Origin of the sequence: Streptomyces sp. WAC 06738, assembly GCF_003945505.1 — a bacterium.
Lineage (GTDB): Bacteria > Actinomycetota > Actinomycetes > Streptomycetales > Streptomycetaceae > Streptomyces.
This window is the reverse complement of sequence record NZ_CP029618.1, coordinates 7,612,791-7,638,445: the sequence shown is the minus strand read 5'-3', so window position 1 is coordinate 7,638,445 and position 25,655 is coordinate 7,612,791. Positions and strand designations below refer to the sequence as shown.

The 25,655-nt window shown below is 74.7% G+C and carries 26 protein-coding genes; 4 read left to right on the top strand and 22 right to left on the bottom strand.

Features of this window, described 5'->3' with window-relative positions; genetic code table 11:
- Position 1 precedes the first annotated feature (1 nt).
- A complete protein-coding gene (locus tag DMB38_RS33220; RefSeq protein WP_125938287.1) occupies positions 2-1,234 on the bottom strand; it encodes a S8 family peptidase in 1,233 nt (410 codons plus the stop codon).
- A gap of 213 nt (positions 1,235-1,447) precedes the next feature.
- Positions 1,448-2,362, bottom strand: a complete 915-nt coding sequence (locus DMB38_RS33215) for a LysR family transcriptional regulator (protein WP_125938286.1) — start codon at positions 2,360-2,362, stop codon at positions 1,448-1,450.
- A 256-nt stretch (positions 2,363-2,618) separates the two neighbouring features.
- On the opposite strand from DMB38_RS33215, the gene DMB38_RS33210 reads away from it, so the two are divergent.
- The 3 genes from DMB38_RS33210 to DMB38_RS33200 all read left to right on the top strand — a co-directional run bounded on the left by DMB38_RS33210 (position 2,619) and on the right by DMB38_RS33200 (position 5,730).
- Complete coding sequence (locus tag DMB38_RS33210; RefSeq protein ID WP_125938285.1) at positions 2,619-3,944, top strand: hypothetical protein; 1,326 nt, start codon at positions 2,619-2,621, stop codon at positions 3,942-3,944.
- A gap of 204 nt (positions 3,945-4,148) precedes the next feature.
- Complete coding sequence (locus DMB38_RS33205; protein ID WP_125938284.1) at positions 4,149-4,328, top strand: hypothetical protein; 180 nt, start codon at positions 4,149-4,151, stop codon at positions 4,326-4,328.
- Between the two features lie 232 nt (positions 4,329-4,560).
- Positions 4,561-5,730 carry an LLM class flavin-dependent oxidoreductase gene (locus tag DMB38_RS33200; RefSeq protein ID WP_240662607.1) on the top strand — a complete coding sequence of 390 codons (1,170 nt, stop codon included), beginning with the start codon at positions 4,561-4,563 and terminating at the stop codon, positions 5,728-5,730.
- 69 nt (positions 5,731-5,799) lie between these two features.
- Here DMB38_RS33200 and DMB38_RS33195 read toward each other — a convergent pair whose 3' ends face one another.
- From DMB38_RS33195 to DMB38_RS33185, 3 genes are read right to left on the bottom strand one after another with little or no spacing between them, the layout of a single operon-like run.
- Positions 5,800-6,738 carry a MauE/DoxX family redox-associated membrane protein gene (locus DMB38_RS33195; protein WP_125938283.1) on the bottom strand — a complete coding sequence of 313 codons (939 nt, stop codon included), beginning with the start codon at positions 6,736-6,738 and terminating at the stop codon, positions 5,800-5,802.
- Positions 6,739-6,769: 31 nt separating this feature from the next.
- Positions 6,770-7,387 (bottom strand): cell wall protein, encoded by a 618-nt coding sequence (locus DMB38_RS33190; protein ID WP_125938282.1) that lies wholly within the window; start codon positions 7,385-7,387, stop codon positions 6,770-6,772.
- 14 nt (positions 7,388-7,401) lie between these two features.
- Positions 7,402-7,827, bottom strand: coding sequence for a rare lipoprotein A (locus DMB38_RS33185; protein ID WP_047019184.1), 426 nt, complete (start codon positions 7,825-7,827; stop codon positions 7,402-7,404).
- Positions 7,828-8,222: 395 nt separating this feature from the next.
- Between DMB38_RS33185 and DMB38_RS33180 the strand changes: the two genes are divergently transcribed.
- A complete protein-coding gene (locus DMB38_RS33180) occupies positions 8,223-8,756 on the top strand; it encodes a TerD family protein (protein WP_047019183.1) in 534 nt (177 codons plus the stop codon).
- Between the two features lie 71 nt (positions 8,757-8,827).
- On the opposite strand, the gene DMB38_RS33175 is transcribed toward DMB38_RS33180, so the two are convergent.
- From DMB38_RS33175 to DMB38_RS33100, 17 genes are all read right to left on the bottom strand, one after another.
- Complete coding sequence (locus tag DMB38_RS33175) at positions 8,828-9,592, bottom strand: IclR family transcriptional regulator (RefSeq protein WP_240662606.1); 765 nt, start codon at positions 9,590-9,592, stop codon at positions 8,828-8,830.
- A 44-nt stretch (positions 9,593-9,636) separates the two neighbouring features.
- On the bottom strand, positions 9,637-10,098 hold the full coding sequence (locus DMB38_RS33170; protein WP_125938281.1) for a YbhB/YbcL family Raf kinase inhibitor-like protein: 462 nt from the start codon (positions 10,096-10,098) through the stop codon (positions 9,637-9,639).
- On the bottom strand, positions 10,089-11,024 hold the full coding sequence (locus DMB38_RS33165) for an alpha/beta hydrolase (protein WP_125938280.1): 936 nt from the start codon (positions 11,022-11,024) through the stop codon (positions 10,089-10,091). The genes DMB38_RS33170 and DMB38_RS33165 overlap by 10 nt, the downstream gene beginning before the upstream one ends.
- Before the next feature lie 17 nt (positions 11,025-11,041).
- Positions 11,042-11,974 (bottom strand): 3-hydroxyacyl-CoA dehydrogenase NAD-binding domain-containing protein, encoded by a 933-nt coding sequence (locus tag DMB38_RS33160; protein WP_125938279.1) that lies wholly within the window; start codon positions 11,972-11,974, stop codon positions 11,042-11,044.
- 53 nt (positions 11,975-12,027) lie between these two features.
- Entirely contained in the window at positions 12,028-12,768 is a 741-nt protein-coding gene (locus DMB38_RS33155; protein WP_125938278.1) for a class II aldolase/adducin family protein, read from the bottom strand.
- A gap of 14 nt (positions 12,769-12,782) precedes the next feature.
- Positions 12,783-13,391 carry an amino acid synthesis family protein gene (locus tag DMB38_RS33150; protein ID WP_125938277.1) on the bottom strand — a complete coding sequence of 203 codons (609 nt, stop codon included), beginning with the start codon at positions 13,389-13,391 and terminating at the stop codon, positions 12,783-12,785.
- A gap of 14 nt (positions 13,392-13,405) precedes the next feature.
- Positions 13,406-14,554, bottom strand: coding sequence for an NAD(P)/FAD-dependent oxidoreductase (locus DMB38_RS33145; protein WP_240662605.1), 1,149 nt, complete (start codon positions 14,552-14,554; stop codon positions 13,406-13,408).
- A gap of 52 nt (positions 14,555-14,606) precedes the next feature.
- Entirely contained in the window at positions 14,607-15,713 is a 1,107-nt protein-coding gene (locus DMB38_RS33140) for an ABC transporter substrate-binding protein (RefSeq protein ID WP_125938276.1), read from the bottom strand.
- A gap of 38 nt (positions 15,714-15,751) precedes the next feature.
- The gene (locus tag DMB38_RS33135) at positions 15,752-16,597 is read right to left on the bottom strand and encodes an ABC transporter permease (protein WP_125938275.1); all 846 of its coding nucleotides are present in this window, start codon (positions 16,595-16,597) and stop codon (positions 15,752-15,754) included.
- 1 nt (position 16,598) lies between these two features.
- Positions 16,599-17,342: an ABC transporter ATP-binding protein gene (locus DMB38_RS33130; protein WP_125938274.1), complete on the bottom strand. Its 744-nt coding sequence runs from the start codon at positions 17,340-17,342 to the stop codon at positions 16,599-16,601.
- Between the two features lie 269 nt (positions 17,343-17,611).
- Positions 17,612-19,318, bottom strand: coding sequence for a hypothetical protein (locus tag DMB38_RS36315; protein WP_164716158.1), 1,707 nt, complete (start codon positions 19,316-19,318; stop codon positions 17,612-17,614).
- Positions 19,315-20,793 carry a condensation domain-containing protein gene (locus DMB38_RS33125; RefSeq protein WP_240662604.1) on the bottom strand — a complete coding sequence of 493 codons (1,479 nt, stop codon included), beginning with the start codon at positions 20,791-20,793 and terminating at the stop codon, positions 19,315-19,317. The genes DMB38_RS36315 and DMB38_RS33125 overlap by 4 nt, the downstream gene beginning before the upstream one ends.
- Positions 20,778-21,494, bottom strand: coding sequence for a 4'-phosphopantetheinyl transferase superfamily protein (locus tag DMB38_RS33120; protein WP_125938273.1), 717 nt, complete (start codon positions 21,492-21,494; stop codon positions 20,778-20,780). Before DMB38_RS33120 ends, DMB38_RS33125 begins: the two co-directional genes overlap by 16 nt.
- Positions 21,495-22,859, bottom strand: a complete 1,365-nt coding sequence (locus DMB38_RS33115) for an MATE family efflux transporter (protein ID WP_125938272.1) — start codon at positions 22,857-22,859, stop codon at positions 21,495-21,497. It lies immediately after the preceding gene.
- A complete protein-coding gene (locus DMB38_RS33110) occupies positions 22,852-24,084 on the bottom strand; it encodes an acyl-CoA dehydrogenase family protein (RefSeq protein WP_125938271.1) in 1,233 nt (410 codons plus the stop codon). The genes DMB38_RS33115 and DMB38_RS33110 overlap by 8 nt, the downstream gene beginning before the upstream one ends.
- A complete protein-coding gene (locus tag DMB38_RS37340; protein WP_240662603.1) occupies positions 24,081-24,893 on the bottom strand; it encodes a hypothetical protein in 813 nt (270 codons plus the stop codon). The genes DMB38_RS33110 and DMB38_RS37340 overlap by 4 nt, the downstream gene beginning before the upstream one ends.
- Positions 24,890-25,651 carry a hypothetical protein gene (locus DMB38_RS33100; RefSeq protein WP_240662602.1) on the bottom strand — a complete coding sequence of 254 codons (762 nt, stop codon included), beginning with the start codon at positions 25,649-25,651 and terminating at the stop codon, positions 24,890-24,892. Before DMB38_RS33100 ends, DMB38_RS37340 begins: the two co-directional genes overlap by 4 nt.
- Positions 25,652-25,655: the final 4 nt, after the last annotated feature.

Here is a 25,655-nt window from a genome sequence, read left to right as displayed (position 1 = left end):
GTCAGAAGAGCGAGTAGAGCAGCCGGTTCGGCGAACCGGTGCGCGGGTCCTGCACCTTGTTCGGCGTGGTGCCGTTCACGATGGCCTGGCTCACCTGGGCGGGGCTGGCCGAGGGGTTGCCCTGGAGGTACAGCGCGGCGACGCCCGCGGTGTGCGGGGTGGCCATCGAGGTGCCGGAGATGGTGTTCGTGGCCGTGTCCGAGGTGTACCAGCCGGAGGTGATGCTCACGCCGGGCGCGAACAGGTCCAGGCAGGTGCCGAAGTTGGACCACGAGGCGCGCCGGTCGGCGCTGTCCGTGGCGCCGACCGTGATGGCCTCGGGCACCCGCGCCGGAGAGTAGTTGCAGGCGTTCTGCGGCGTGCCGAAGATGTCGCCGTTGCCGGCGGCGATCGCGTACGTCACGCCGGCGGCCACCGACCGCTTGACGGCGTTGTCGAGCGTGGTGCTGGCGCCGCCGCCGAGGCTCATGTTGGCCACGGACGGGCTGGTGGCGTTGGCGGTCACCCAGTCGATGCCGGCCACGACGCCGGCGGTGGTGCCGGAGCCGCTGCAGTTCAGGACGCGTACGGCGACGAGCTTCGCCTGCTTGGCGACGCCGTACGTCTTGCCGCCGACGGTGCCCGCGACGTGGGTGCCGTGGCCGTTGCAGTCCTGGCCGTTCTGGCCGCCGCCCACGGTGTCGGTGCCGACCGAGGCGCGGCCGCCGAACTCGCTGTGCGTGGTGCGGATGCCGGTGTCGATGATGTAGGCGGTGACGTTCGCCGCGGTGGTGTTGTACGTGTACGTGGTGCTCAGCGGCAGGTCGCGCTGGTCGATGCGGTCCAGGCCCCAGGTGGCGTTGGCCTGGGTTTCCGCGGTCCGTACGACGGCGTCCTGCTCCACGTACGCCACCCGCGGGTCGCGGGCCACCTCGGCCGCCTCCGCCTTGCTCATCTCGGCGGAGAAGCCGCGCAGCGCGGTGCGGTAGACGTGCTCGGGCCTGACGTCCGCGGTGCCGGCCAGGTCGCGGGCCACGGAGCGGGTGTCGGCCTTGGCGACCTCGCCGTTCTTCAGCACGACGATCCACTGGCCGTCGACGGCCGTGGCGGCCGGGGCGAGCCGGAGGTCGCCGTCGGCGGGTGCGCTGTTCGCGCCGGTGCCGGCGGCCAGTTGGAGGCCGGCGGCGAGGCCGAGCGCGGTGAGCACGGTGGCCGCGCGGCGCAGGGGCGTGGGGGTGAGTCTCATCTCGTGCACCAGAACCTTTCGTTGACCGGATTACGGGCAATGAGGCGTAGTGCGGTGCGGGTGGCCCGCCCGGATACGGGCGGTGCCACGGCAGCGTCTCGCATGCCGGACGCGACCACAAGTGGCAGGTTCACGCCAAATACGGCCCGAAGATCCTGGTGGCGGCGGTGCGCGGGACGACCGGCGATGCTGACGGGGCTTCGGGCCCGGCTCGGACGGGCCTCAGGCCGGTACCGGCCCGGCCGCCGCGGCGGCGGTGGCGAGGGCGTCGTGCAGCGCGCGGGCGGCGGGCGGGATGGCCCGGGTACGGCTGCGCCAGAGCATCAGGTGCACGGCGGGGACGCCGGCACCGGCGAGGGGCCGCCAGGTGACCGCGCCGTGCCGTTCCAGCGGGTCGCCGACGACTCCGAAGTCCGGCAGCACCGTCACCCCCAGCCCCTCGGCGACGAGGTGCTTCGCCGCGTCGGGGGTGTCGGCCGCGTAGGCGGGCAGCGGCGGGCGGACGGCGCCGAGGCGGTGCAGCAGCCGGTGCACGAGGCAGCCGGAGCGCACCGCGACCAGCGGCTCGGCGAGCAGTTCCACGGCGCCGATCTCGTCCAGTTCGGCCAGCGGGCTGCCGGGGCTGAGGCACACCACCGGACGGCCGCGCAGCAGTTCGGTGTCGTGCAGGTCGGAGTACGGCTCCTCGCCCGCGAGCCGGACGACGAGCCCCAGGTCGAGCCCGCCCTCGACGAGTCCGCGGCGTACGGCGTCCTCGGCGCCCGCGACGATCTCCACCCCGGTCTGCGGATGGCCGGCCCGGAACTCCCGTACGGCCGGCGCCAGCAGCGGCGCGGCGACCGCGCCGCCGGTGCCGAGCCGGATCGACCGGCTGACCCGGTGCTGCTCGTCGGCGGCCCGCCGCAGCCGGTCCACGGCCTCCAGCACGGCGGCGATGTGCGGCAGCAGTTCCCGCCCGGCGTCGCTGATCCGGGCACCTGAGCGGCGCCGGTCGAGCAGGTCGACACCGAGTTCGCGCTCCAGGTTCCGTACGGTCTCGCTGAGCGCCGGCTGCGAGAGGTGCAGCGCGTCGGCGGCGCGCCGCAGAGAGCCGAACCGGGTCACCGCGGCCACGTATTCCAGTTGCTGTATGCGCACCCCGACTCCCTGCTCCGCCGCAGGTCGAACACCCTAGCGCGGGCGACGGACGGGAATTCGGGCCGCGGCCCCGGCCGTGACCGGAAATCGGCGTGAGGGGTTTCGCACATACGCCGGCGGCCGGCGGAAATGCCTTGTCACGAAGGTTTGTGAACGCGGTATTTCGAGTCCGTGTCACTTCGGGACCGCACACCCGGTCTCTGCCCGGTTGCCCGATTCTCCCGCCGGGAAACGGCCGATCGGCGATCCTTGAGCGGTGCCCGACCACCCCGCCGCGGACACCGCGGCCGCCGAGCCGTCCGACGACGAGATCTCGCGGCACATGCGGCTGCGGACGCGCTGGCTGACGGTCTTCCTGACGCTGGCGACCGTCATGCTGTCGATGATCGTCGCCCTGGTGGCTCCCGGCCGTCTGACGAACGAACGGTTCCTGGAGGCCGTCGCCACCGAGCGGCAGACCCCCGCGGGGGACGTCGCCCCGGGAGATACGGCATCCTTCGCCGCGAGGCTCGCCGGGCCGGCCGACAAGGTCCGGCTCGCGGTCGGCGTGGAGCCGGCGGACGCGCCGGTGACGTGCGAGCCCCGCTCGGTGGACATCGAAGTCCGCGCCGAGGGCGTGCCCGGCGGGGCCTGGCGGCGCACCTACCCCGGACGGCTCGCCCCCGCGTTCGGCGCCGCAGTGGACGTCTCCCGGCGGGCGCGGACGGTTCTCGTGGAGGTCACGCCGCACGCCGGGGCCCGGGCGGGCTCCTGCGCGTACGAGACCAGCCTGCTCCTGGTGGAGTCGGCGCGCGCCAGGGACGCGTGGATCGCCTGGCTCGCGGGAGGCGTCGCCGCCGTGGCCGCGATCGCGCTCGGCGTCCTGGCCATCCGCAAGCGCGACCTGTTCCGGAGCCCTCCGTGGCTCGGCCCCGACGCCGAGACCCAGCGCGCCCGGGCCCGGGAGCGGGCCGCGGAGCAGGGCATCGAGGACGCGCTGCGGCGCGGGCGGGGACGCCCGCGTCTCCCGGAGTCCCGGCCGCAGGACGGGGAGGACACGGAGCCCGTGCACGGGCCCGGCGGGCCGGAGACCGCGGCCGGGCCCGGCCGGCCGGCCGGGCCCGTCGCCGAACCCGACGCCCTGGTGCTCGCCGACCTGTGGACCGTCACCCACGCGCGGCTCGACAAGTACCACGGCATCGCCCAGACACAGGCCCGGCACGCCTTCCGCAACGCCCAGGTCGCCATGGGCATCGGCTTCGGCATGCTGGTGGGCTTCACCGTCCTCGCCCTGATCGCCGACTCCACCGCGACCAGCATCGTCGCCGGTGTGCTCGGCGCCTCGTCGGCAGCGCTCGCCGGGTTCATCGGGCGCACCTTCGTGCGCTCCCAGGAGTCGACGGTGGAGACCCTGCGGGCCTACTTCACCCAGCCGCTGGAGTTCTCCCGCTATCTCGCCGCGGAGCGCCTGGTGGACGGCGCGGACCTCACCCGCGAGCAGCGCGCGGAGATCCTCGGCGCGATCGCCCAGGCCATCGTCGCCCAGCCCGGTGCCCCTCCGCAGGACCCGCAGCAGCCGCAGAACCCCGGCAACGGCCGCTGACCCGCGGCGGGTTCCCCTTCTCGTACGGCCCCGGCCCCGGCCCGGCGCGGCGCGGAAAACTGCAGTGGTTCAGACCTCTTGACGCATTGGTCTAGTCCTTTTAACCTGCTCCGCAGCCTCAGAGGTGCCTGTCCGGGCGTGCACGCCCGGGCGGCCGCGCACGTGCCCCGCTCGATCGACACACCTCTACGGGAGGACATGAGCGTGCCGTTCCCCAGTCGCGCGAGACGCACACAGGCCGGCGGCTGGGCGGAGACCGGCGGCTGCTTCGACGACAACGGCAAGGAGTCCCCCGCCGGGTTCGACCCGGTGTGGCACGCCAAGAACCCGGAGCGCGGCATCGCCGGCGCGTGGGGCGTCCGGCAGGACGTCAGGGCCTGCTGAGCCGCCCCCGGTCCCCGCGGACCGCGGAAGGCCCGGCCCCCTCCGCCCGGGTCTTCCGCTCCGGCCGCGGCGGGCGCGTCACCCACCCCGCCACGCGCCCGCCGCCCGCTGCCGCCCGCGCCGTCACCGCGGGCGGCAGCGCCGTGCCCGCCGGGTCCCGGTCCCGGATCCGCCGGCCGTATTCCCGGATCCCGGGATTACGGGAATACGGAGCCCTCCTCCTGTTGTCGGCATGGGGAGGACCACAGACACCGGAGACCAGGAGGACCACGTGGCGGCAGCGGACGTGACGGCACCCGACGCGCAGGACGAGATACGGGGCCGGGCGGGCGGCTCCGCCCCCGTGCCGCTCTCCGTGCTGGACCTGGCCACCGTGGGCGCCGGGTACACCGCGACCGACGCGCTGCGCACCGGGGTGGCGCTGGCCCGGCTCGCCGAGGCGCGCGGCTTCCACCGCTACTGGGTCGCCGAGCACCACTCGATGCCCGGCGTCGCGTCCTCCTCGCCCGCCGTGATCCTGGCGCACCTGGCCGCGCACACGACCGCCATCCGGCTCGGCTCCGGCGGCGTGATGCTGCCCAACCACGCGCCGCTCGTCGTCGCCGAGCAGTTCGGCACGCTGGAGGCGCTCGCTCCCGGCCGCGTCGACCTGGGCCTGGGCCGCGCGCCCGGCACGGACGGCGCGACGGCGGCGGCGCTGCGCCGCACGGACCGGCTGCGCGAGGGCGCCGAGGAGTTCCCGCAGCAGTTGGCGGAGCTGATCAGGTTCCTCGACGACGACTTCCCCGACGGGCACCCGTACCGCAGGATCCACGCGGTGCCGGGCCCGGTGCAGGGCACGGCGGCCGGCGGGGTGCAGTCGCTGCACCGGCCGCCGGTGTGGCTGCTGGGCTCGTCGATGTTCAGCGCCCGGCTCGCCGCCGAGCTGGGGCTGCCGTTCGCGTTCGCGCACCACTTCGCCGGGCAGCACACCGGACCCGCGCTGGAGCTGTACCGCGAGGCGTTCCAGCCGTCGGCCGTGCTCTCCGCACCGTACGCCCTGATCGGCGTCTCGGTCATGGCCGCGGAGGACGCGCGCGAGGCGCGGCGGCAGGTCATGGCGGGGGCCCTGAACATGCTGCGGCTGCGCACCGGCAGGCCCGGTCTGGTGCCCTCGCCCGAGGAGGCGGAGTCCTACGAGTTCAGCCCGCTGGAGCGGGAGTTCGCCGACTCCTGGATCGGCAACGTGGTGTACGGCACCCCGGACGAGGTGACGACCGGTCTCGACGACCTGCGCAAGCGCACGGGCGCCGACGAGCTGATGCTCACCACGAACGTGCACGGACCCGCGGCGCGGCTGCGCTCGTACGAGCTGATCGCCGACGCCTACGGCATGCCCGCCACCGCGGCGGCGGAGAAGTAGCAGCGGCGGCGGAGAAGGTGCCGGGGCGGTGCCCGGAGCCCGGCCCCGTACGGGCTCCGGGCACCGCTCTCAGACGCCTTCGCCGAGCAGCGCGCCGGGGCGCTCCCGGCCGGCGGTGACGTCCACGCGTTCGCCGGTCTCCTCGTCCACGACGCCGACCCGGATGACCGGCGGCCGCGGGCTGTCGAGGCCGGCCTTCGCGTCCATCGCGAAGACCACGGACACCGGGCGGCCGGCGCCCTCGGCGCCGTCGGGACCGCTCTCGTGCAGGCCGGTGTAGCGCAGGAAGCGCCAGCCCTCGTCGTCCCAGTGCTCGCGCAGCCCGGAGCGGACGACGTGGGTCACCGTCTGCCACGCCAGCGAGCGTTCCAGCAGCTCGACGGAGCCCTCGACGGGCACCGCCTCGGGGTCGCCGCCCGGTCCCGCCCCGCCGTGCAGCGGGTTCCCGAAGAGCCGCAGCCGCAGCCGGCGCAGCGGCAGCCGGACGGCCCGGTCCGGGTCGCCGAAGAGCAGCCAGGCCAGCGCCGTGCTCGCGGCCAGCAGGCCGAGCGCGGCGCCGGGCCGGTCCCGCAGGGCCTCCCACCAGGGCCCGCCGGCCGGCGCCGGCAGACCGTCGGCGGCGAGTCCTCCGGCCAGCACGACCGCCCCGCCGGCCAGGACGAACCCGGCTCTGGCGAAGGCCCGTACGCCGATGGGCGCCTTGTCCCGCGCGGTGCAGCCGCAGGACGAGTCGGGCGCGGTGGCCCTGGCGTAGCCGAGGTACGCCGCGAAGCCCGCGCCCGCGAGCGCCGCGAGCGCCCCGGTGACCAGCGGCACCGGCAGCGCCACCAGCGCGAGCGCGACGAGCAGTTCCGCCGCCCCGACCGCGCGCAGCGCGACCGTGGCGCGCGGCAGCCCGCCGAGCTTGCGCTCCAGCACGGTGCCCGACGCCTGCACGGGGGTGTTGCGTCCGAACAGCTTGGTGCTCCCGCTCCAGCCGAGCACGCCGCCGACCAGCAGTGCGATCATGCTGCCTCCGTCCTCGAAGTGGCCGCGGCGGTCAGTGCCCGACCGTGATCCTGGCGATGTCGACCGCACCGTCCTTCGGCCGCCAGGCGCCGAGCACCAGCGCGTGCTGGCCCATCCGCACGCCCGACAGGTCGTCGGTGAGCGCGGCGCCCGCGTACGAGGCGGTGGAGCGGCCCGGGACGATGCGGCCGATCAGCTCGCCGCCGTGGTAGCCGAGCGCGAGCCGGTCCTTGCCGATGCCGCGGACCGTGACGTCGAGGTTGACGATGTTCACCCAGACCGCGTCGGCGGCGATGGTGCCGTCGGGCATCTCCAGGCCGCGGGCGTAGAGGCCGTCGCCGGTCTCGACGTCCTCGGCGGTGGTGGGGTGGAGCTTCCAGATGCTCGTGGCGTTGGTGAGCTGGATGCGGTGCCGTTCGCCGTAGGAGCCCTTGACGTGCAGCAGGGTGCCGCCGTCGATGCCGGTGATCAGGCCCTCGGCGAACGAGGTGGCGGCGACCGCCGGGTCGAGCGGCGGGGTGGGTGCCGCGAACGCGGCGTCGGGGTCCACCGCGCCGAGCGCCGTGGCGCCGACGACGGTGGCGCCGCCGAGTGCGCTGGCGGAGAGGAAGCGCCGCCGGTCGAACGTCGAGCCCGTTGCGTCCTTCATGGCCGCGCCTCCGTTCACTCGTAGATCCAGACGCCGGTCTTGCCGGAACTGAGGCTGGCGATCTGGGAGTACGCCGCGGGCGTCAGGTCCAGGATGCGGTTGGTGCGGCAGACGCCGTTGCAGCAGGACGCCTCGCCGCAGAAGCTCTTGGTCCGCGGGCCGCAGTCGGTGATGGTGATGCAGACCGCCGCCTTGGAGCACTCCTGGACGACGCGCATGACGGAGCCGCAGCCGCGCCGCGGGATGCCGCCCTCGCCGCACAGGTCGGGCCGGGTGATGTCCCAGCACGCCGCGGAGGCGTTCGGCCAGGCGCCGTGGTTCGAGGCGGAGCGGCAGTTGCCGCAGGCGCCGCCGCCGGCGGAGCCGCAGGGGCCCCAGGCGGCGCCGCAGCAGAACCAGGTGGCCTCGCCGCGCCAGAGGTAGTTCGTACTGCAAGCCATGTGTTCGAGCTCCCTTCAGATTGGCCCGTACATGACAGTCCGAAGTGCCATGTGGGGGTGGCGTACGGGTGCCGAGAGCCCGCCGGTCGGACACGGGTGGCGGACGGCCCGAGCGTGACGCGCCGCACACGGACCGTCAATCGGGCGCCGCGGCGCCAGTGGACCGGTCCTCTGGTGTAACCGCCGCGCAAGCCGCTCCGCACGGCCCCGGGCGCTCGCCGTACGGCCCCGGGGCGCGCCCCCGCGGCGCGGGCCGCCCCCGCCCCCGCGTGCCGCCCCGCGCTCCCCGCGCGCCGCTCCCCGGTCCGGTGGGACGTGACACGATAGGGGCAACCGGCGGACCACGCCGGGCAGTTGCGCCAGGAGCACGCAGGAGTACGGGAGAGGGGAGCCCGGTGACCGGTCTCAACAGGGGTGTCGGCAAGGTGGAGATCGCGCTGAAGTGGGACCCCAGCCCGCTCGGCGCGCCGCCCCACGACCTGGACCTGATCGCGGCGACGTACCGCGCCGACGACCCGCGGGGCGAGCCGGCCTACCTGGTCCACTTCGACAGCCGCTCCCCCGACGGCACGATCACCCTGCAGCGGCAGAGCCAGACCGGCCAGGGCTTCGGCGCCGACGAGGTGATGACGCTGGAGTTCGCGCGGATCGCCCCCGCGTACGGGCGTGTGGTCGTCGGCGTCGCGATCCAGCAGGGCGCCGGCCGGCGGACGTTCGGCGAGGTGGCGAGCACCGGAGTGCAGATCCGCGAGGGCTACGCCGAGCTGGCCGCCGACGACTTCGCCGGGGTGGCGGACGCGACCGCGGCCACCGTCGCGGAGTTCGTCCGCGAGCCCGCCGGCACCTGGCGGTTCCGCCCGGTGGTGCAGGGCTTCGACACCGATCCCGCGTCGTTCTCGGCCCTCATGGGGACCGTGGCGGGCGGTTGACGGCAGCCGTCCGCCCCGGGGGATGCCACCGCGCCACGCGAGGCCGACGGTGGCACCCCCGGGGGCGGGCGCTAGTGCCGCCAGGTGCTGAGTGAGTCGGACAGCTCCGCCGCGGCGGCCACGACGCGCTCGGTGATGTACCCCGCGCGCTCGTCGTCGATGCGGAAGTGCGGGCCCGCGACCGTGACCGCGGCGACGACCTTCTCGCCGACCCCGATCGGCGCGGCCACCGCCCACACGCCCTCGTCGACCTCCGCCTCGCTCTTGGACCACCCCTGCGCGGCCACGCCCTGCACCTCGGCCAGCACCGCGTCCCGCTCGGCGGCCGACGGCGCGGGCCGCAGCCGGTCGAAGTACCGCTGCGCCCACGCCTCGCCCATCGCGGCGAGCAGCACCTTGGGCCCGGCGCCGCGGTGCAGGCTCATGATCTGCCCCGGCTCGAACGAGAGCCGGATCGTGTGCTCGGGCTGGCTCATCTCCACGCAGGTCGCGAAGTCGCCCACGCGCCGGATCACCAGCGCCGCCTCGCCGGTGTCCTTCGACAGCCGCTCGACGAGCGGGCGGAGCACCTTGGAGACGGGGAACGCCTGCTCCGCGCTGCGGGCCAGCAGGAAGATCCGCGGCGAGAGCACGTACGTGCCGCCGCCGTTGTCCTCCACCATGTCCATCTCGCGCAGCAGCGAGACGAACCGGTACGCGGAGGGCACCGAGATGCCGACGGAGTGCGCGATCTCCTCCACGCTCAGCTCCGGCCCCTTCTCCGTGAAGAGGAGAAGGATCTTCAGCACCCTCCTGGCGCTGTCCACGCCGGGGGTCCGCTCCCGCCCTTCAGACACGATGCGCTCGCCCTTCTGTACTCGTGGTGTGGCCCCGGGGTGCGTCAGGCGGAGTACGTGCCGACGAGCCGGTTCTGCTCGATGACGCGATCGCCGTACGCGCTGAGGAACTCCTCGCGCGACGGTTCGCCCGCGACCGGGGTGTCGAGGGCGTACACCCAGAAATAGTAGTGATGGGTGCCGTGCCCCGGCGGCGGCTGGGGGCCCGTATACGCCTTGTCGCCAAGGGAGTTGGGGCCTTCGCGCACCGTGCCCGCAGGCCCGGGGGCGGTCACCGCGGGCGCGGCCGGGTCGATGCCGTAGACCACCCAGTGGGTGAAGCCGTGCGGCAGCGGTGCGTCGGGGTCGTGGAGGATCAGCGCGAGTTCCGCCGTGCCGGCGGGCACTCCGGTGATCTCGACCTCGGGGGCGGCGTTGCCGTGGTCGGCGGCGTGCCGGTCCGGGATCCGCTCGCCGGGGGCGACGCCGCGGACGGCGACGGCGAGGTCCTTGATGTTCAGGGGCATGGGTCTGGATTCCTCTCGGTGGCGGGACGCGGGCGGGGTCGGCCCGTCGTCCGGTCGAGCATGCGGACGATCTCGTCGGCGACGGTCCGGGGGTCCTCCTCGGGCACGTAGTGGTCGAGCCCGGGGAGTTCGACGGCGCGGAAGTCGGGGCGCAGCGCGCGCGTGGCGGCGAAGGCGCGCGGGGAGACGATCGCGCTGTGCTCGCCGCGCAGCAGGGTGACGGGTACGGCGACGGCCCGGGTCTCGGCGGCGAAGTCGCGGCGCAGCCCGTCGACGGTGCGGACCATGGCCGCGGGGTCGGCGAGCGGGCGCAGCGCCCCGTCCCGGCCGGCCGGGGCGTAGCCGTAGCGGCGCCGGCGGCGTACGGCATCGGCGGGCAGCAGGGGGTAGCGCTCGTGCAGGTACGTCTCGACGTCCGTGCCGGAGGCGAAGGTGCGATCGCCGCCGCGTACCCGGGTCTCCAGGGCGTCGAGCACGGCGGGTTCGACGTACGGGGTGTAGTCGACGGCGACGACGCCGGCGACCACGTCGGGGTGCGCGGCGGCGAGCACGACGGCGTTGCGGGCCCCGAGGGAGTGCCCGGCGACGACCACCGGGCCGATCCCCAGCGCCCTGACCAGCGCGAGCACGTCGGCGGTGTACGCGGCGGCACCGTACCCGGCGGCGGGCTTGCCGCTGCGGCCGTGGCCGCGCTGGTCGACGGCCACGGTCCGTACCGCGCCGCCCAGCAGCTCGACCACCGGGTCCCAGACGCCCAGGCTGGCGGTCGTGCCGTGGAGCAGCACGACCGCCGGCCCGGCGCCCGCGTCGCGCACGCAGAGCTCGACCTCTCCGGCGGCCACGAACGCCAGGCCCGGCGGCGCGTCAGGGGGCGCGGCGGGGGCGGCGTGCGGCTCCGGCCCGGCCGGCTGCGGTGCGCGGTTCACGGTCGGCTCCCGTCCGCTCAGACCGGCTTGATCGCGGAGAGCGCCTTGCGGACGCTCACCAGGCCGTCGACGATGTCGGCGCGCTTGGCGGCGACTTCGCCCTCGCCGTACTCGTACAGTCCGCCGCCCGTCTTCATGCCGAGCTTGCCCTCGGCGGTCAGCTCGGTGACCAGGGAGGAGACGCCGGTCTCGGTGGACAGATCGCGGTTCAGGTAGGAGCCCACGGCCTGGTAGATGTCCAGGCCCGCCATGTCGACCAGCCGCATCGGGCCGATGACGGCGAGCTTGTAGCCGACGCCCCACTTCACGACGGTGTCCAGGTCGCGCTGGGAGACCACGCCCTCCTCGACGAGGGCCATGCACTCGCGGAGCACGGCGTAGAGCACCCGGTTCTCGACGAATCCCGGCACCTCCTTCTCGACCACGGCCTCGTAGCCGAACGCCTCGACGATGCCGACGAGGCGGTCCTCGACGGCGGCGCCGGTGCGCGCGCCCCTGACGATCTCGATCATCGGGATGAGGTGCGGCGGGTTGGACCAGTGCATGCCGATCAGGCGCTCGGGGTGGGCCATGTCCACCGCCATGTCGGAGATCGGGATGCCGGAGGTGTTGGTCGCGATGATCGCGTCGTCCCGCACCGCGGCCTCGACCTGGGCGAGCACCGTCTTCTTCAGCTCCAGTTGCTCCGGCACCGCCTCGATGACGAGGTCGGCGCCCGCCAGCGCCTTGGCCTGGTCGCGTTGAAAGGTGACGGATCCGCCGGGGGTGACCGGCACGTCGAGGCGGTCGAGGTGCGCGACCACACCGGCGCAGGTCCCCTCCGCCCGCGCCAGGGCCTCCTCGCTCACGTCGTAGAGCCGTACGTCGGATCCGTAACGGGCGAGCAGCGCGGCGATGCCGGGCCCCATGCTCCCCGAGCCGAGGACGGCGCTGGTGGTGGGAATGCTCACGATGGTTCCTTTCGTGCCGTGCCGCGGCGGCTGCTGCGGCCGCGCGGGCGGGCTCAGCGGGCGGCTTCGAGCCGGTCGAGCTTGCGGTTGAAGTACATCCAGTAGTTCTCGCGGGCGCGTTCGGGATAGATGCGGCGGTTCTTCTCGACGCTCTCGGCCGCGTCCGGCGGGTCGTACGGCAGGCCGGAGCCGGCCAGGGCGAGCTGGAAGGCGGCGGCCTTCTCCAGGAAGATCCCGGCGAGCGTCGCGTCGCGGACGTTGCGGCCGGTGAAGGAGGCGCCGTGGTTGGCCTGGAGTACGGCGTCGGCCTCGCCGAGCACGCGGGCGAGGTCCCGGCCCAGCTCCTGGGTGGTGATGATGTGGCTGGTGGCGTCGAAGCGCGGGACGCCGTGCTCGGCGAACCACACGCCGTGGTTGTTCACCGGCTCGATCCGCCCCCGGCCGGCGCCGAGGACGGTGGCCTGGAACGGGTGCGAGTGGCCGACGACGTTGACGTCGGGCCGGGCGAGCATGATCTCGGCGTGCAGCGGCCATTCGAGGTGGCGCAGCCCCTGGCCTTCCAGGACGGTGCCGTCGAAGTCGATGAGGATGTAGTCGCCGGCCCGGACCTCCTCCATGCCGAGGTTGCCGCGCTTGAGCCAGAGCCCGCGGCCGTGCGGGTCGCGGTAGGACAGGTGGCCCATGGACATGTCGCCGTGGCCCTCCATCTCCAGGATCCGGTGGGCCCTGGCGAGGTTGTCGAGCACGTTGGCGACGGAGTCGTCCTGGGAGTACAGCGCATCGCTGGTCTGCATCGGGTTGCTCCTTCTCACCGGGCCTGGCCGGCCGCGGTCTGCGCACGCGCCTCGGCGGCGGTGAGGCCGCCGACGCGCTCGTGGACCCGGCCGCCGCTGGCGACGGCCACGCAGACGAACAGTTCGTCGGGGCGCGGCACGTCGGGTACGGAGACGGTGACGGCGTCGTAGTGGGAACGGACGTACACCTCGTCCTTGTACGCCAGCGGGATGTCCAGGGAGGCGCCGGCGGCGGCGGTCTTGGTCGCCGAGGAGATCCACGCCTCGCCGCCGCCGATCGCCTCGCGCAGCGCGTTGCCGAAGACGGTGGTGACGCAGGCGACGACGTGCTCCTGCTCGCCGGCCAGGCCGGCGAGACCGCCCTTGCCGTAGCTCTCCACCGGGGCGCCGAGGAGGGCCGCGGCCCGCCGGCCGAGCGCCGTCCCCAGCGCGGCGCTCGGCGCGGTGAGCGGGGACAGGTCGTCGGCGTACCGGCCGGCGAACGGGTTCCTGACCACGACGCCGCAGACGGCCTTGCGCAGCGGCACGGCGGCGACGGGGCCGTTCTCGTGCAGCGTCTCCTCGACCAGGCCGACCCAGCGCCGTACCTGGTAGTCCTTGGTCACCTGCTCCTCGGGGGTCATCGGGTCATTTCCTCTCAGGGGCTGACGGACAGCGCGTGGCGGTTGGGGTTGGTCGGGTCGTAGAGGGCGGTCTCGAGGTTCTCCAGCGTGAACTGGTTGCCCTCGGACATCGCGCGGGTGGCGGCGAAGTCGGCGGAGCGTCGCTGGCAGCGGTCGGTGAACGGCCGCTCCAGCTCCTCCCACCGGGCCAGGGCCGCCTCGACTTCACCGTCGGCGGCCTCGGTGGCGGCGACCGCGAGGGTGTAGGCGTTGGCCATCGCGCAGCCGGCGCCCTGCGCGAGGGCGGGGGGCATGGCGTGCGCGGCGTCGCCGACGAGGGCGACGGCGCCGCGGCGCCACTCGGCGACGGCGGTGGTCTCGTAGCCGTAGTACCGGGGGTCGGCGGCGGTGGCCGCGGCCCGGAGGACGGGGGTCAGCTCGGGGTAGGCCGACGTCCACAGGTCCAGGTCGATGGGGGTGCGGCTGCCCTGTTCGTCGGCGCGGGGCGCGCCGAGGGCGAGGTACAGCTCGCGGTCGTTGCAGGGCACGTAGAGCACCCGCAGGTAACGGGGTTCGAGGTTCCAGAAGTCGATGACGTTGTCCCACTCGCCGGGGCCGAGTTCGGCCTTGTGGCGCGGCACGAGGAACCGGGTGATCCCGTCGCGGGACTTCCAGCGCTCCTGCTCGAAGCCTATGGAGTCGCGGACCTTCGACTTCACCCCGTCGGCGCCGACGACGAGGTCGGCGTGGAGCGTCTCGCCGGAGGCGAGGGTGAGCCGGCCGCGCGGGTCCGCGGCGGCCACCTCGGAGCCGGTGCGGATCTCCACACCGGCCGCGAGCGCGGCGTCCAGCAGGCACTTGTGCAGGTAGGGCCGGGTCATGGTGCGCCAGGGCAGGCCGCCGAAGTCCTCGTGGGAGACGCTGGCGTGCTGGAAGCGGGTCTCGTAGTACGGGGGTGTCATCGAGTCGGCCATCACCGCCTCGTACGCGCCGATGGCCTTCAGCACCTTGAGGCTGTTGTGCCACAGGACGATGCCCGCCCCCTGCTCGCGCAGCTCCGCCCCCTTCTCGTGCACCCGCACCGACCACCCGCGCCGGGCGAGCGCCGCGGCGGCGGTCAGCCCCGCGAACCCGGCGCCGGACACCTCCGCGTGGCGCTTCCGCCTGTCAACCGTGGTTTCCATAGCTCCGCTCTCACTCGTCGTGCCGGCCGCCCGGGGGCGGCCGGCCGCGCCTTCAGTTGCCGGCGTCGTTCCCGGCACCGGACCCGGCGCCGGCCTTCGCGGCCTTCTCGACGAACTTCTCCTGGTGGACGTCCGCGACGCTGGGCGTGCTGCCCTTGAGCACGTCCTGGTCGGCGAGGGCGTCGATGGTCGCCTGCCACGCCTGCTTGTCCATGGCGCCCAGGCCGTGCTTCTCGGTGACGGCGCTGGTGAAGGTGTGGTCGATGTCCGCCTGGATCTGCCGCTCGAAGAGGTCGGCCTTGTCGCGGGTCTCCGGGGAGGACTCGGCGAGGATCTGGGCCGTCTTGTCCGGGTTCTTCATCACGTAGCCGAACGCCTTGATGTAGGCGTTGGTGAAGCGCTGCACCAGGCCGGGGTCGTTCTCGACCATGTCGTCGCTGGTGAAGAGGCCGGAGCCGTACGCCTCGTAGCCGTGCTCGGAGCCGAGCAGGACGTCGAGGGAGCCCTCGCCGCCGGCGGCGTCCTCCAGTTGCGGCACCTCGGCGTCGATGTAGCAGGGGACGGTGTCGACCTTGCCCTGGATCAGGTAGTTCTCGTACGGCGGGGTGACGCTGACCTCCTTGAGGTCCCCGCGGTCGATGCCGTTCTCCGCGAGCAGCGCCTGATAGAAGAGGAAGGTGGAGCCGGCGGCGTGGATGCCGACCGTCATGCCCTTCAGGTCGTCGATCGACGTCAGCTTGTTCTTCTCCTTCACCGTGCACATCGCCAGCGGCGAGGTCTGGTTGACCGCCGCCAGGGTGGTGACGGGCACCTCCTGGGAGCGCGCGGTGACGAGCGACGGCAGGTCGGCGAAGCCGAAGTCGGCGCCTCCGGTGCCGACGATGCGCAGCGCGTCGGGCGAGCCGGTGCCGGTCTTGATGGTGTCGACGTCGATGCCCTCGTCCTTGAAGTAGCCGAGCTTGTCGGCGACGTAGAACATGCCGTGGTTGCCGCGGAGTTGGTAGTCGAGCTGGATGGTGACCTTGTCGAGTCCGCCGTCGGCGGAGTCGCCTCCCGAGTCGCCGCCGCAGGCGGCGAGGAGAAGTGCCGCTGTCGTCGCGCCCGCGATACCGGCGACGGTTTTCCTACTCTTCCTGATTTTCTTTCCGGAGGGGAACATGATGGGCTCCTAGTGCAGGAGAGAATGCCAAGCCGGATTCAACGGGTGGTGTCGGCCGTGATGTGCGGGAATCGCTTGCGGAGCAGGAACTCGAGCAGCGACATCCCGTAATAGAGGATCAGGCCGAGCAGGGACACGAGGGTCAGGGCCGCAAACATGAGCGGGGTGTCCAGTTGCGTCGAGGCGAACTGGATGAGATAGCCGAGGCCGTTCTGGGCGCCGGAGAACTCCGCCACCACCGCGCCGATGACCGCGAGGGTGATCGCGATGCGCATGCCGGCGAAGAGGTACGGCAGCGAGGTGGGGATCTGGATCCGGGTGAGGATCTGGTTCCGCGACGAGCCCACGGACCGCATGAGCAGGAGCAGGTCCTGGTCGATGGCCTTGAGCCCGACGATCGTGTTCAGGGTGATCGGGAAGAACGTGATCACCACGATGAGCAGCAGCTTCGGCGCGAGGCCGTAGCCGAACCAGAGGATGAAGATCGGCGCCAGGGCGACCTTGGGGACGACCTGGAAGAGCACGATCAGCGGGTAGAGGGCGCGCTCCAGCCAGCCGAAGCGGACGATCAGCACGGCGAGCAGCACGCCGATGGCGAAGCTGAGCAGGAAGCCGTACAGGATCTCCTGGGTGGTGACCCAGGCGGCGTCGCCCAGCATGTCGCGCGAGCGCCACATCTCGGCGAGGAACTCGCTCGGCTTGGCCAGCTCGAAGCTGGAGATGCCGAAGACCTCGACGGCCAGCTCCCAGAGGAGGAAGGCGGCGACGAACACGGCGAGGCTGGGCCACGCGCGCCGGATCCAGGCGCGCACCGCGCCGCCCCCGGGCCCGCCGCCGGGGCGGCGCCCGGCCGGTTTCTTCACGTCGTCCTGTGCGAGCACCATGTCAGACCGTCGCTTTCGGTTCCAGGTGGCCGCGGAGCCGCCCCGTGTACTCGGTGAACACGGGGTCGTCGAGTACCTCGCGGGTGCGGGGCCGGGGCAGGGCGACGTCGAGCGTCTCCAGGAAGCGCCCCCGGTCCAGGCCCATCACGTGCACGGTGTCGGAGAGGAAGACCGCCTCGGAGATGGAGTGGGTGACGAAGACGACGGTCTTGCCGGTCGTCGCCCAGATCTCGGCGAGCTTCAGGTTCATCTCGTCCCTGGTGATGGCGTCCAGGGCGCCGAACGGCTCGTCCATCAGCAGGATGGCCGGGTCCATGGCCAGCGCGCGGGCGATGGACACGCGCTGCGCCATGCCGCCGGACAGCTCGTGCGGCAGCTTGTCCTCCGCCGCGGCGAGGCCGACCAGCTCCAGCGCCCGGCGCGCCGCGGGGGCGGCCTCGGCGGCGCGCTCGCCGGCGGCGATCTGCCGCAGCATGCTCGCGTTCTGCAGCGCGGACTTCCAGGGCAGCAGCGCGGGCCGCTGCGGTACGAGCCCGATGACGCGGTCCTTGACCGCGTCCGCGGCCGGCTGCCCGCCGATCCGCACGGTGCCCCGAGTGGGTTCGAGAATGCCGCCCAGAATTTTCAGCAGCGTGCTCTTGCCGCATCCTGAGGGGCCGAGCAGCGTGACAAAGCTGCCAGGGGTGATGTCGAGGTCCAGGTTCTCCAGAACCGTCTGTTCCTGCTCGCGCCGAGCAAAACTCATCGCGATACCCTGCGCTGAAATCCCCATGGATTCCATGGAAAGCTCCTCTCCGCGCATCAGAGCGACACCGGAGTTGGCCGATCGGGTTATCACTATCTAAGAATGTGTTATCAAGCACGTTAGGCACGTCACCCCGAGGCCGTCAAGAGAGGAAACATGGATTTCCCTCGGACGACCCAGCGCGGACACACGGAGGGGCGGCCGGTGCACCGGGGGTGACCCGGTGCACCGGCCGCCCCTCCGGTGCGGACGGCTCTGTACTGGCAGGTCTAGAGCGGGGTTTCCCGTACGCGGCGCAGCCGCAGCCGCGCGTAGACGCCGTCGGCCGCGGACAGTTCCGCGTCGTCGTGCGGCCAGAGCCGGCGCGGCGTGCCACCGTCCCCGCGGCAGGCCGCGGGGAGGGTGACGACGGCGCCGTCGCCCGCGGCGAACCGGCGCTCGGCGTCGTCCACCGCCGCGGTCAGCGCCGCGCCGCGCAGCCCGGCGGCGCGCAGCCGCGCCACCGTGGCGGCGCGGGTCTCGACGGTGCCCTTCCAGCCGCCGTCGAGGAGGGCGGCGAGGCCGGCGAGCGGGCGGGGTTCGAGGCGTTCGCAGGCGTGGACGACGAGGGTGGAGTCGCCGGCCGCCTCGCTGAGGTGCTCGCCGAGCCAGCGCACCGGCAAGTCGCCGACGGGCAGGGCCGGATCGGCGCCCGGGTGCTCCGGGCAGGGCACGACCCTGAGCCGCACGTCGGGCAGTTCCCCGGGCGCGGGGGCGAGCAGGAGGCGGGCCTCGCGGCGCGCCATCCGCGCCACGGCGGCGTCTTCGGGAGCGGGCGTCTCCTCGTTCGGCGCCGGTACGCCCCCTTTGTACGCCGCCCTCCGCTCCCCCGCCTCCCGCGCCGACCGGCCCGCGGTGACCGCGCGCGCGGCCCACTCCGCCGCCGCCGCGCACCCCTCCTCGCCGAGGGCCGCCAGATCGCCGGGGCGCAGCCCCGCCGTGATCCAGCTCCGCAGCGCCGCCGCTCGGGCGTCCTCGCGGACCCGCCGGTGCTCCGCCCGCGCGTCGCCGCCGTCCGGGGTGAGCGCGCCGAGGAGGTAACCCGCGGCCCACACCTCCCCGGCGGGTTCCGCGGGCATCGCCCGGGGCGCGGGCCCGGCCGCGCGGGCGGCGGCGGCGATCGTCTCGTGCGCCACGCCGAGCAGTGCCGACCAGGGGCGCCACGGCCAGGTGAACGGCTGCTCCGCCGCCTCCTGTTCGCCGCTGCGCCGGATCCGTACGTGGCAGCGGGACGCGACGAGTTCGACGGCGTAGCCGAGGCCGCCGTGGCGCGCGGGGTCGGTCAGCTCCGGGCCGTCCCAGTGGGCGGTGGCGACGGGCCCGTTCGCGCAGGCGACGGCGAGCCGGATGCCGTGGTGGTCGTTGCCCGCGACGGAGGGCCCGACGCCGTGGTCGAGCAGGTGCGGCACCGGCGCCACCACGGGGATGCCGCGCTCGGCGCAGAACACCGCGATGTGCTCGTCGTCGTCCCGGGTGTCGTCGGGGAACTCCGCGAGGTACGCGGCGAGTTCGCGCGCGGTCTCCGCGGGCAGCGCCAGGGCCAGCGACGGCACCCACTCCCAGGGCGCCAGCCGCACCGAGGCGTAGCCGCCCACGGCCGCCTGCCGTACCCGGTAGGAGTTGTACGGCGACACCCACAGGACACTCAGCGACACGGCCCGGTCCGGGTGCCGTTCGAGGAGCGCGGTGACGTGTCCCGCGAAGCCGGGGGCGAGGTGGGCGTCGTCCTGCACCACCAGGTGGTGGGTGGCGCCGGGCGCGACCGCCGCCCAGGCGGCCTTCGCGGTGCGCAGCGGGCTCGGGAAGCCGCCGGGGTCGGGGTCCCGGACGATACGGGCGGGCAGCGGCGCGCACTCGGCGGCGACCCGCTCGGCACCGGCGAGGCGCGAGGGGTGGCACATGACGACGGTGCTGAGCCGGACGGGCGGTCGCGTCATGCGAGCGCCGCCCGGCTCGGGCCCGCGGCATCCGCGTCCGCGGCCGGTCCGGCGCCCGGTTCCGCCGCCTCCACCGCGCCTGCCGCCTCCGCCGCACGTGCCGCGTCGACGATCAGCGCCTCGAAGCCCGTCAGCATCGCCTCCGCGGCCGGCTCGTCGATGAGGCCGGTGTCCACGGTCAGCGACACCGGCATGAAGTGCCGGCTGCGGTAGACGTGCCAGGCCAGAGACGTCTCCGACTGCCGTCCCAGCGTCTGCCACTCGATGACCGACTTCTCCGGCCGCACACCCTCGTGTTCACGCCGGTCCACCGACCGCGCCTCGGTGATCATGTCGCGCAGGTCGTTGTACCAGCAGGTGCGGTCCGTCGGCCGGCCGCGCCGCTCGTCCAGCCCGCGCAGATCGGCGAGGAGTGCCGACTTGTCGTAGTACGCGTGGTAGTACGTCTTCATCGCCGCCTGCGCCGCGCGCCGGGCCAGCGCCTCGAACGCGGCGGGCCCCGCGCCGGGTTCGAGCCCCGCGTCGAGCGTGAAGAGGCCCTCCAGCGTCACCGTGCTCACCGCCTCCCGCAGCGCGGGCTGGAACCGGTTGCTCACCATCACCTGGAACACGGCGCGCTCGTGCCGCGACTGCCGGGCCACCACCGCGGAGGCGGCGGCGAGCAGCACCGCCGAGGAGCCGATCCGCCGGCGCTCCTCCAGCGTCCGCAGCGCCCCCGGCAGGCTCGGCGAGGCGAGCACCGCCTGCCGGAACCGCGGGCTCGCCCCGGGCCGGCGCACGAACAGCCGCTCGGGGGCGTCGCGCAGGGACTCCACCCAGTGCCGCCGGGCAGCCGCGTCGCGCCTGCGGCCCTTCTCCGACGCCTGGAACCCCGCCTCCGCCAGCGGCTGGTGGCCGCGGCTCGCGGCGCGCAGCGCCGCGGGGCCGGCGCCGTGCAGCAGCTCGGTGAGGGCGCGGTGCAGCAGGGTCAGGCCCATCGCGTCGGTGGCGACGTGCGCGAGGACGAGCACGGCGCGCACCGCCTTGCCGTCGACGCAGACCAGCGCGGCGCGCACCGGCCACTCGCGGTCGTACGCGAACCGCACGGCGCGCCACCGGCGTTCCACGGCGTCGGCGAGCGCGGTGGCCGCGTCGGCGTCCTCGGCGTCGAAGAGGTGCACGTCGAACGTGCCGCCGCCGTCGAGTTCCTGGTGCATCGCGCCGTCGCCGTCCACGTGGACGCGGGTGCGCAGCGCGTCGTACACGGTGAGCAGCCCGCGTACGGCCTCGACCGCGCGGCCGGCGGGGACGGCGGGTTCGACGGGCACCAGGACCTTGACGTTGGTGCCGTGGTCGTCGGGTTCGGTGTCGAGCATCGCCCGCCGGATGGCCCACTGGCCCCAGGTCACGGGCCCGCGGCCCGCGGGCGCTCCGGCGATGCCGACGGTGACGGCGCGGGCGGTGTGACCCGCCACCTCGCTCAGTTCGGTACGCACAGGTCCCTCCAGTCACAACTGCGGTAGTCGATGCGGCCGGTCGTACGGCCGGTGGTGGCGACCGCGGCGGCGTATCCCGGTCCGGCCGGGAGGTCGGCGACGACGTACCCGGCGCCGCCCGCCGGCCGGGATACCCCGAGCGACGCCGTGACGGCGCCGGCGTCGCGGCGGAGGAAGTCGAGCAGCCGCCCGCCCGCGGCCTTCGCCCACGCCTCCTTGCGGGCCAGCAGCAGGCACAGCCGCCGCACCCGGGCGTCGCCCGCGGGCAGCGCGGCGAGCTGTGCCGCCTCGGCGGGGGCGAAGAACCGCCGGGCCAGCGCCAGCGGGTCGCCGTGCGGGTGCTCCGCCTGGAGGTCGACGCCGACGGGTACGGCGCCGCCGACGGCGACGAGGGCGCGCGGCCCCGAGCGGGACAGGTTCCACTCGCAGCCGCGGCCCGCACCGGTCAGCGCCGGCTTGCCGTGCGGGCCCGCGGTCCAGCCGATCTCCCCGGGCGGCAGCCCCAGGTGGCCGGCGAGGAGTCGCCGGGCGGCGGCGTGCGAGCGGAGCAGCGCCGTGCGGCGTACGGGGTCGGCGAGCCGTGCGGCGCGGGCCCGTTCGGCGTCGGTGAGCAGTCCCGCGGCGGGTTCCGCCGCACCCGCGTCGCCGGACAGGTCGACGTCCCAGACCCGTACGCCCCGGCCTCCCCCGGCCCCGCCCACCTAGGCCGCCTCCGCTGCGCGGCCGAAGCGCCGCCAGGCGGTGGCGAGCAGCAGCCCGCCGATGACGACGTTCCCGGCGGCCAGGGCCGCGAAGTACGCCTCGGCGTGGTCCACGGCGCGCGCGAGCAGCCCGCCGCCGACGTTGACGGCGCCGAGGTAGACGATGTCGGCGGCGATGGTGATGTGCCCGTTGCGTACCTGCTGCAGGCTCATCGTCACCATGTTCAGCAGCCCGAACGCCAGCCAGCTCGGCGCGACGACCGTCAGGTACTCGTCGGTGAAGGCGGCCGTGCCGGCGTCGTCGCTCATCAGCCTGCCGAGCGGCCCGGCGAGCGCGAAGCCCGCGGCGGCCAGGACCGCGTACACCATCAGCACGTACCGCACGCCCTCGCGCAGGACCGGCCGCAGCAGGTGGCTCTCGCCCGCGCCGAGGGACTGGTTCATGGTGATGGCGACGGCCGAGCCGAGGGCGATCGCGGGCGACAGGGACAGCACCTGGACGGCGTGCGCGCCGCCGTAGCCGGCCACCGCGTCGGAGCCGAAGTCCGAGAGCACCCACAGCGAGGTGTAGTTCATGCCGGCGATGAAGAGGTACGAGACCGCCACCGGCACCCCGACGGTGACCAGGATCCCCACCGTCTGCCTCAGCGGCTCGGCGGGGCCGCCGAAGCGCAGCAGTCCGGTGCGCGCCAGCAGCACCAGCCCCGACGTGAGGCCCACGACGGAGGCACCGGCGATGGACGCGGGCACGGCGAAGACGCCCATGTCCGCATGGAAGCCGAGGAGCCACACCCCGAGGACCTGCATCCCGGCGACGGCGATGGTGATGACCGACGCCGACCGCGCGCTGCCCCAGCCGCGCAGCGTGCCCGCGACCACCGAGGTGAGGACGGCGAGCAGGAACGACGCGGCGACCAGGCGGGCGAAGAGCACGAAGTCGTCGCGCGAGGCGGCGTCGACGTCGAGCGTCCCGGCCATCCGCGGTGCGGCCAGCGCGATGACCGCCGCGGCGACGGCGAAGCAGCCGAGGGCGATGGCCCCGATGCGTACCAGCGGCGGCTGCGAGCCGTCGCCCGCGTCGGCGCCGCGGCGGCGCGCGGAGACGACCTGGCTGCTGATCTCGATGCCCTCCTCCAGCGCCAGGAAGAAGAAGGAGATGGGGATGAACAAGGCGCGGATGTAGAGCGCGTCGCCGCCCATGTTGCCGAGCAGCGCCGAGATGGCGAACTGGGCGCCGAGGCCGGTGACGACGCCGAGGCAGATGGGGACGGCCAGGCCGCGCAGCCTGGCGCGCAGCTCGCCTTGCGGGGGCGGGGCCGGGGCGGCGCCCGGGGCCGGGTCGCCGTGCTCCTTGACGTCAGTCATCGAGGATCCTGCCTTTCCGGTGGCCCAGGGCGAGGTTGAGCCGCTGCACGGTGCCGGTGCCCTCCATGAACTCGAAGGCCCGGGCGTCGCGGTGCAGCTTGTCGAGGAGCGGGTGCTCCAGCCGGGCGCCGGGGCCGAGGAGCCCGAGGGCGTACTCGGCGGTCTCCAGGGCGAGTTCCGCCGCCCGGTACTTGGCGGCCGAGGCGACGGTGCCGTCCCCGGGATCGCGGTCGGCCTGCTCCGCGGCGGCCAGCACCAGCCGCCGGGTACCGGCCAGCCGGCGGCGCAGCGCGTCCATGGCGCCGGACTCGTCGGCGCGCAGCGTGCGGCGGTGGTCGTGGGCATAGTCCCAGGCGGCCTGGGCGATGCCGAGGGCCATGGCGGCGACGACGGGGCGGGCGCGGTTGAAGGTGCGCATCGCGCCGACGATGCCGCGGCGGGTGGCGGACAGGTGCATGCCGAGGATGTCGGAGCGGGCCACGGGCACGCCGTCGAGGCGGATCTCGCCGAGTCCGATGGCGCGCATCCCGGTGGTGGGCAGCGCGGTGGCGGTGAAGCCCGTCCTGGCGGGCTCGATCAGCACGGCGACGACGCCGACGGGGCCCGGCTTGATACGGGCGAAGACCACGCCGAGGTCGGCGCGGACGGCGTTGCCGATGTACTTCTTGACGCCGCTGAGCCGGTACGGGGCCGGGGCGCCGGCCCCGGTCCCCGTCTCCGTCTCCGTCTCCGTCTCGGTGAGCGCGGTCGTCAGCGCCGTGGCGTCGGAGCCGGCGTGCGGCTCGGTGAGCGCGAAGAACGTCCAGGTGGGGCGGGCGGCGAGGGTGGTGTAGTAGCGCTCCTTCTGGTCGTCGTCGCCCAGTTCCTCGGTGAGCACGCCGGAGAGGGAGGGCCCGGGGGCGGCGACCATCAGCGCGGCGTCGCCCCAGGCGAGGCGTTCGTAGACGACGACGCGCTCGACGCAGGAGTGGAGGTGGCAGGGGCGGCCGTCGACGATCAGCGGGTCGGGGTTGTACGCGGGCGGGAGGCCGAGGAGGACGGGGAAGTAGGCGTCGTGGACGACGGGGTTGAGGGTCCGCGGGTCGGCGCCGGGCTCGTCCATGGCCAGGGCGGTGGCGCGGAACGCCCGCGCGTACTCCTCGACGGCGGCGCGGAGCCGCGCGGGGTCGGGGGGCGGCGGCCGGTGCCCGGCCCGCGGCGGGGTGCGGATGGGGGTCGTGGTCATGGGCTCACCTCGGTGGCGTGGTGGCTGGCCGCAGGCTCCGCGGCGACGGGATGGACGTCGGCCAGCAGGTCGACGGCGCGGGCGAGCCGCCCGGGCCCGGCGTCGAGATACCCGGCGGCACCGAGCAGCCGCAGCACGGCACGCTGCGCCCGTACGAGCGCTTCGGCCGCGCGGAAGGCGCCTTCGGCGCCGGGCACGCCGGCGCCGCCGGCCGGGGCCCGGGGCCCCGGCGGCTCCGGGGCGCCGGCGCCTGCGGCCCGCCCGGACACGGCGTGGTGGCCCGGCCCGGTCGCGGATTCACCTGGCGGTGCGGCCACGGCGGTGCCGGGCAGTCCGTCGTCCGGGCCGTGTTCGAGCAGGAGGCGGGCCTCCAGGAGGTCCGCGGCGGCTTCGCCGAGCGCGGCGCGTACGGACGCGATGTCGGCCAGCACCTCGCCGCCCACCCGGCGGCCCGCCAGGTGGTCGGCCGCGGTGCGCAGCAGTTGCTCGGTGAGGCCGAGCCGGATCCACAGCACGCCCGTGGCCCAGGGTCCCGTGGTGCCGTCGCGGTGGCGGGCGTCGCGCCACACGCCGAGGTCGCCGGAGGCGAACTCCAGGGTGGCGACCGGCGCGCCGCCCGGCGCCTCTGCGGCGGCCAGCGGCAGCACGGCGTGCCCGCCGGGGCCCCAGGCGCGGGCGTCGGGGCCGAGTCCCGCGCGGAGTTCGGCGAGGGCCGGGGCCGGGCCCTCGGTCTTGGCGCGGGCGCGGCAGCGCAGCCCGAGCGCGGTGTCGAGCACGGGTCCCCGCTGCCGGGTCGGTCGTACGGTCACGTCCGCGCCTCCAATGCGCTCTGCCGCGGGAACGGGGTGGCGGGCCGGCCGCCGGCGGCGGGCACCGGCGTGAAGAGCGCCCGGCAGTCGTAGCCCAGGACGTCGTCCCGGTCGGCGACGGCGAGCGCGCCGCCCGGGTCGGCGGCGTACCGCAGCGCGGCCTCGTACCACGGCCGCAGCCAGCCGCCCGACCGCCGGCCGGGACGCCGGGCCGCGGCCGGCACGCGGCGTACGGTCAGCTCGGCGAGGTGCGGCCCGCTGCCGGTGCCGAGCACGAGGACGGCCGCGCCGCTGCCCGGCGGCAGCGCGTACCCGGGCTCGGGAGGCAGCGTCGACTGCTCCATGACGACGATCGCGGCCCGCCGCGCCTCGCCGCCCGCGATCCGGCCGCGCGCCAGCCGCAGGGCGGTGAACGCCCCGGCCGCGCCCTGGTCGTTGACGCCGGCGACCTGCGGCCGGCCGCCCAGCAGTTCCGCCAGCAGGCAGCCGGGCAGCACCCGCGCCTGGCAGTCCGGCACGGGGGTGACGGTGAGCAGCAGGTCCACGCCGCTGTCCCGGCCGCCGAGCACGCCGGCGGCCGCCGTCACGAGGTCCGGGTACGAGACCCGCTCGCCGCGCTCCAGCCAGGTCCGGTCGGGCAGCGGGCCGTAGACCGTCTCCAGGTCGTCGGCGTACTCCCGCAGGTCCGCGGCCGTGGTGCCGCCGTGGCCTGCCGGCGGCGGGCCGACGGCGGTCAGCCGCTCCAGTGCGACGGGCATCGCC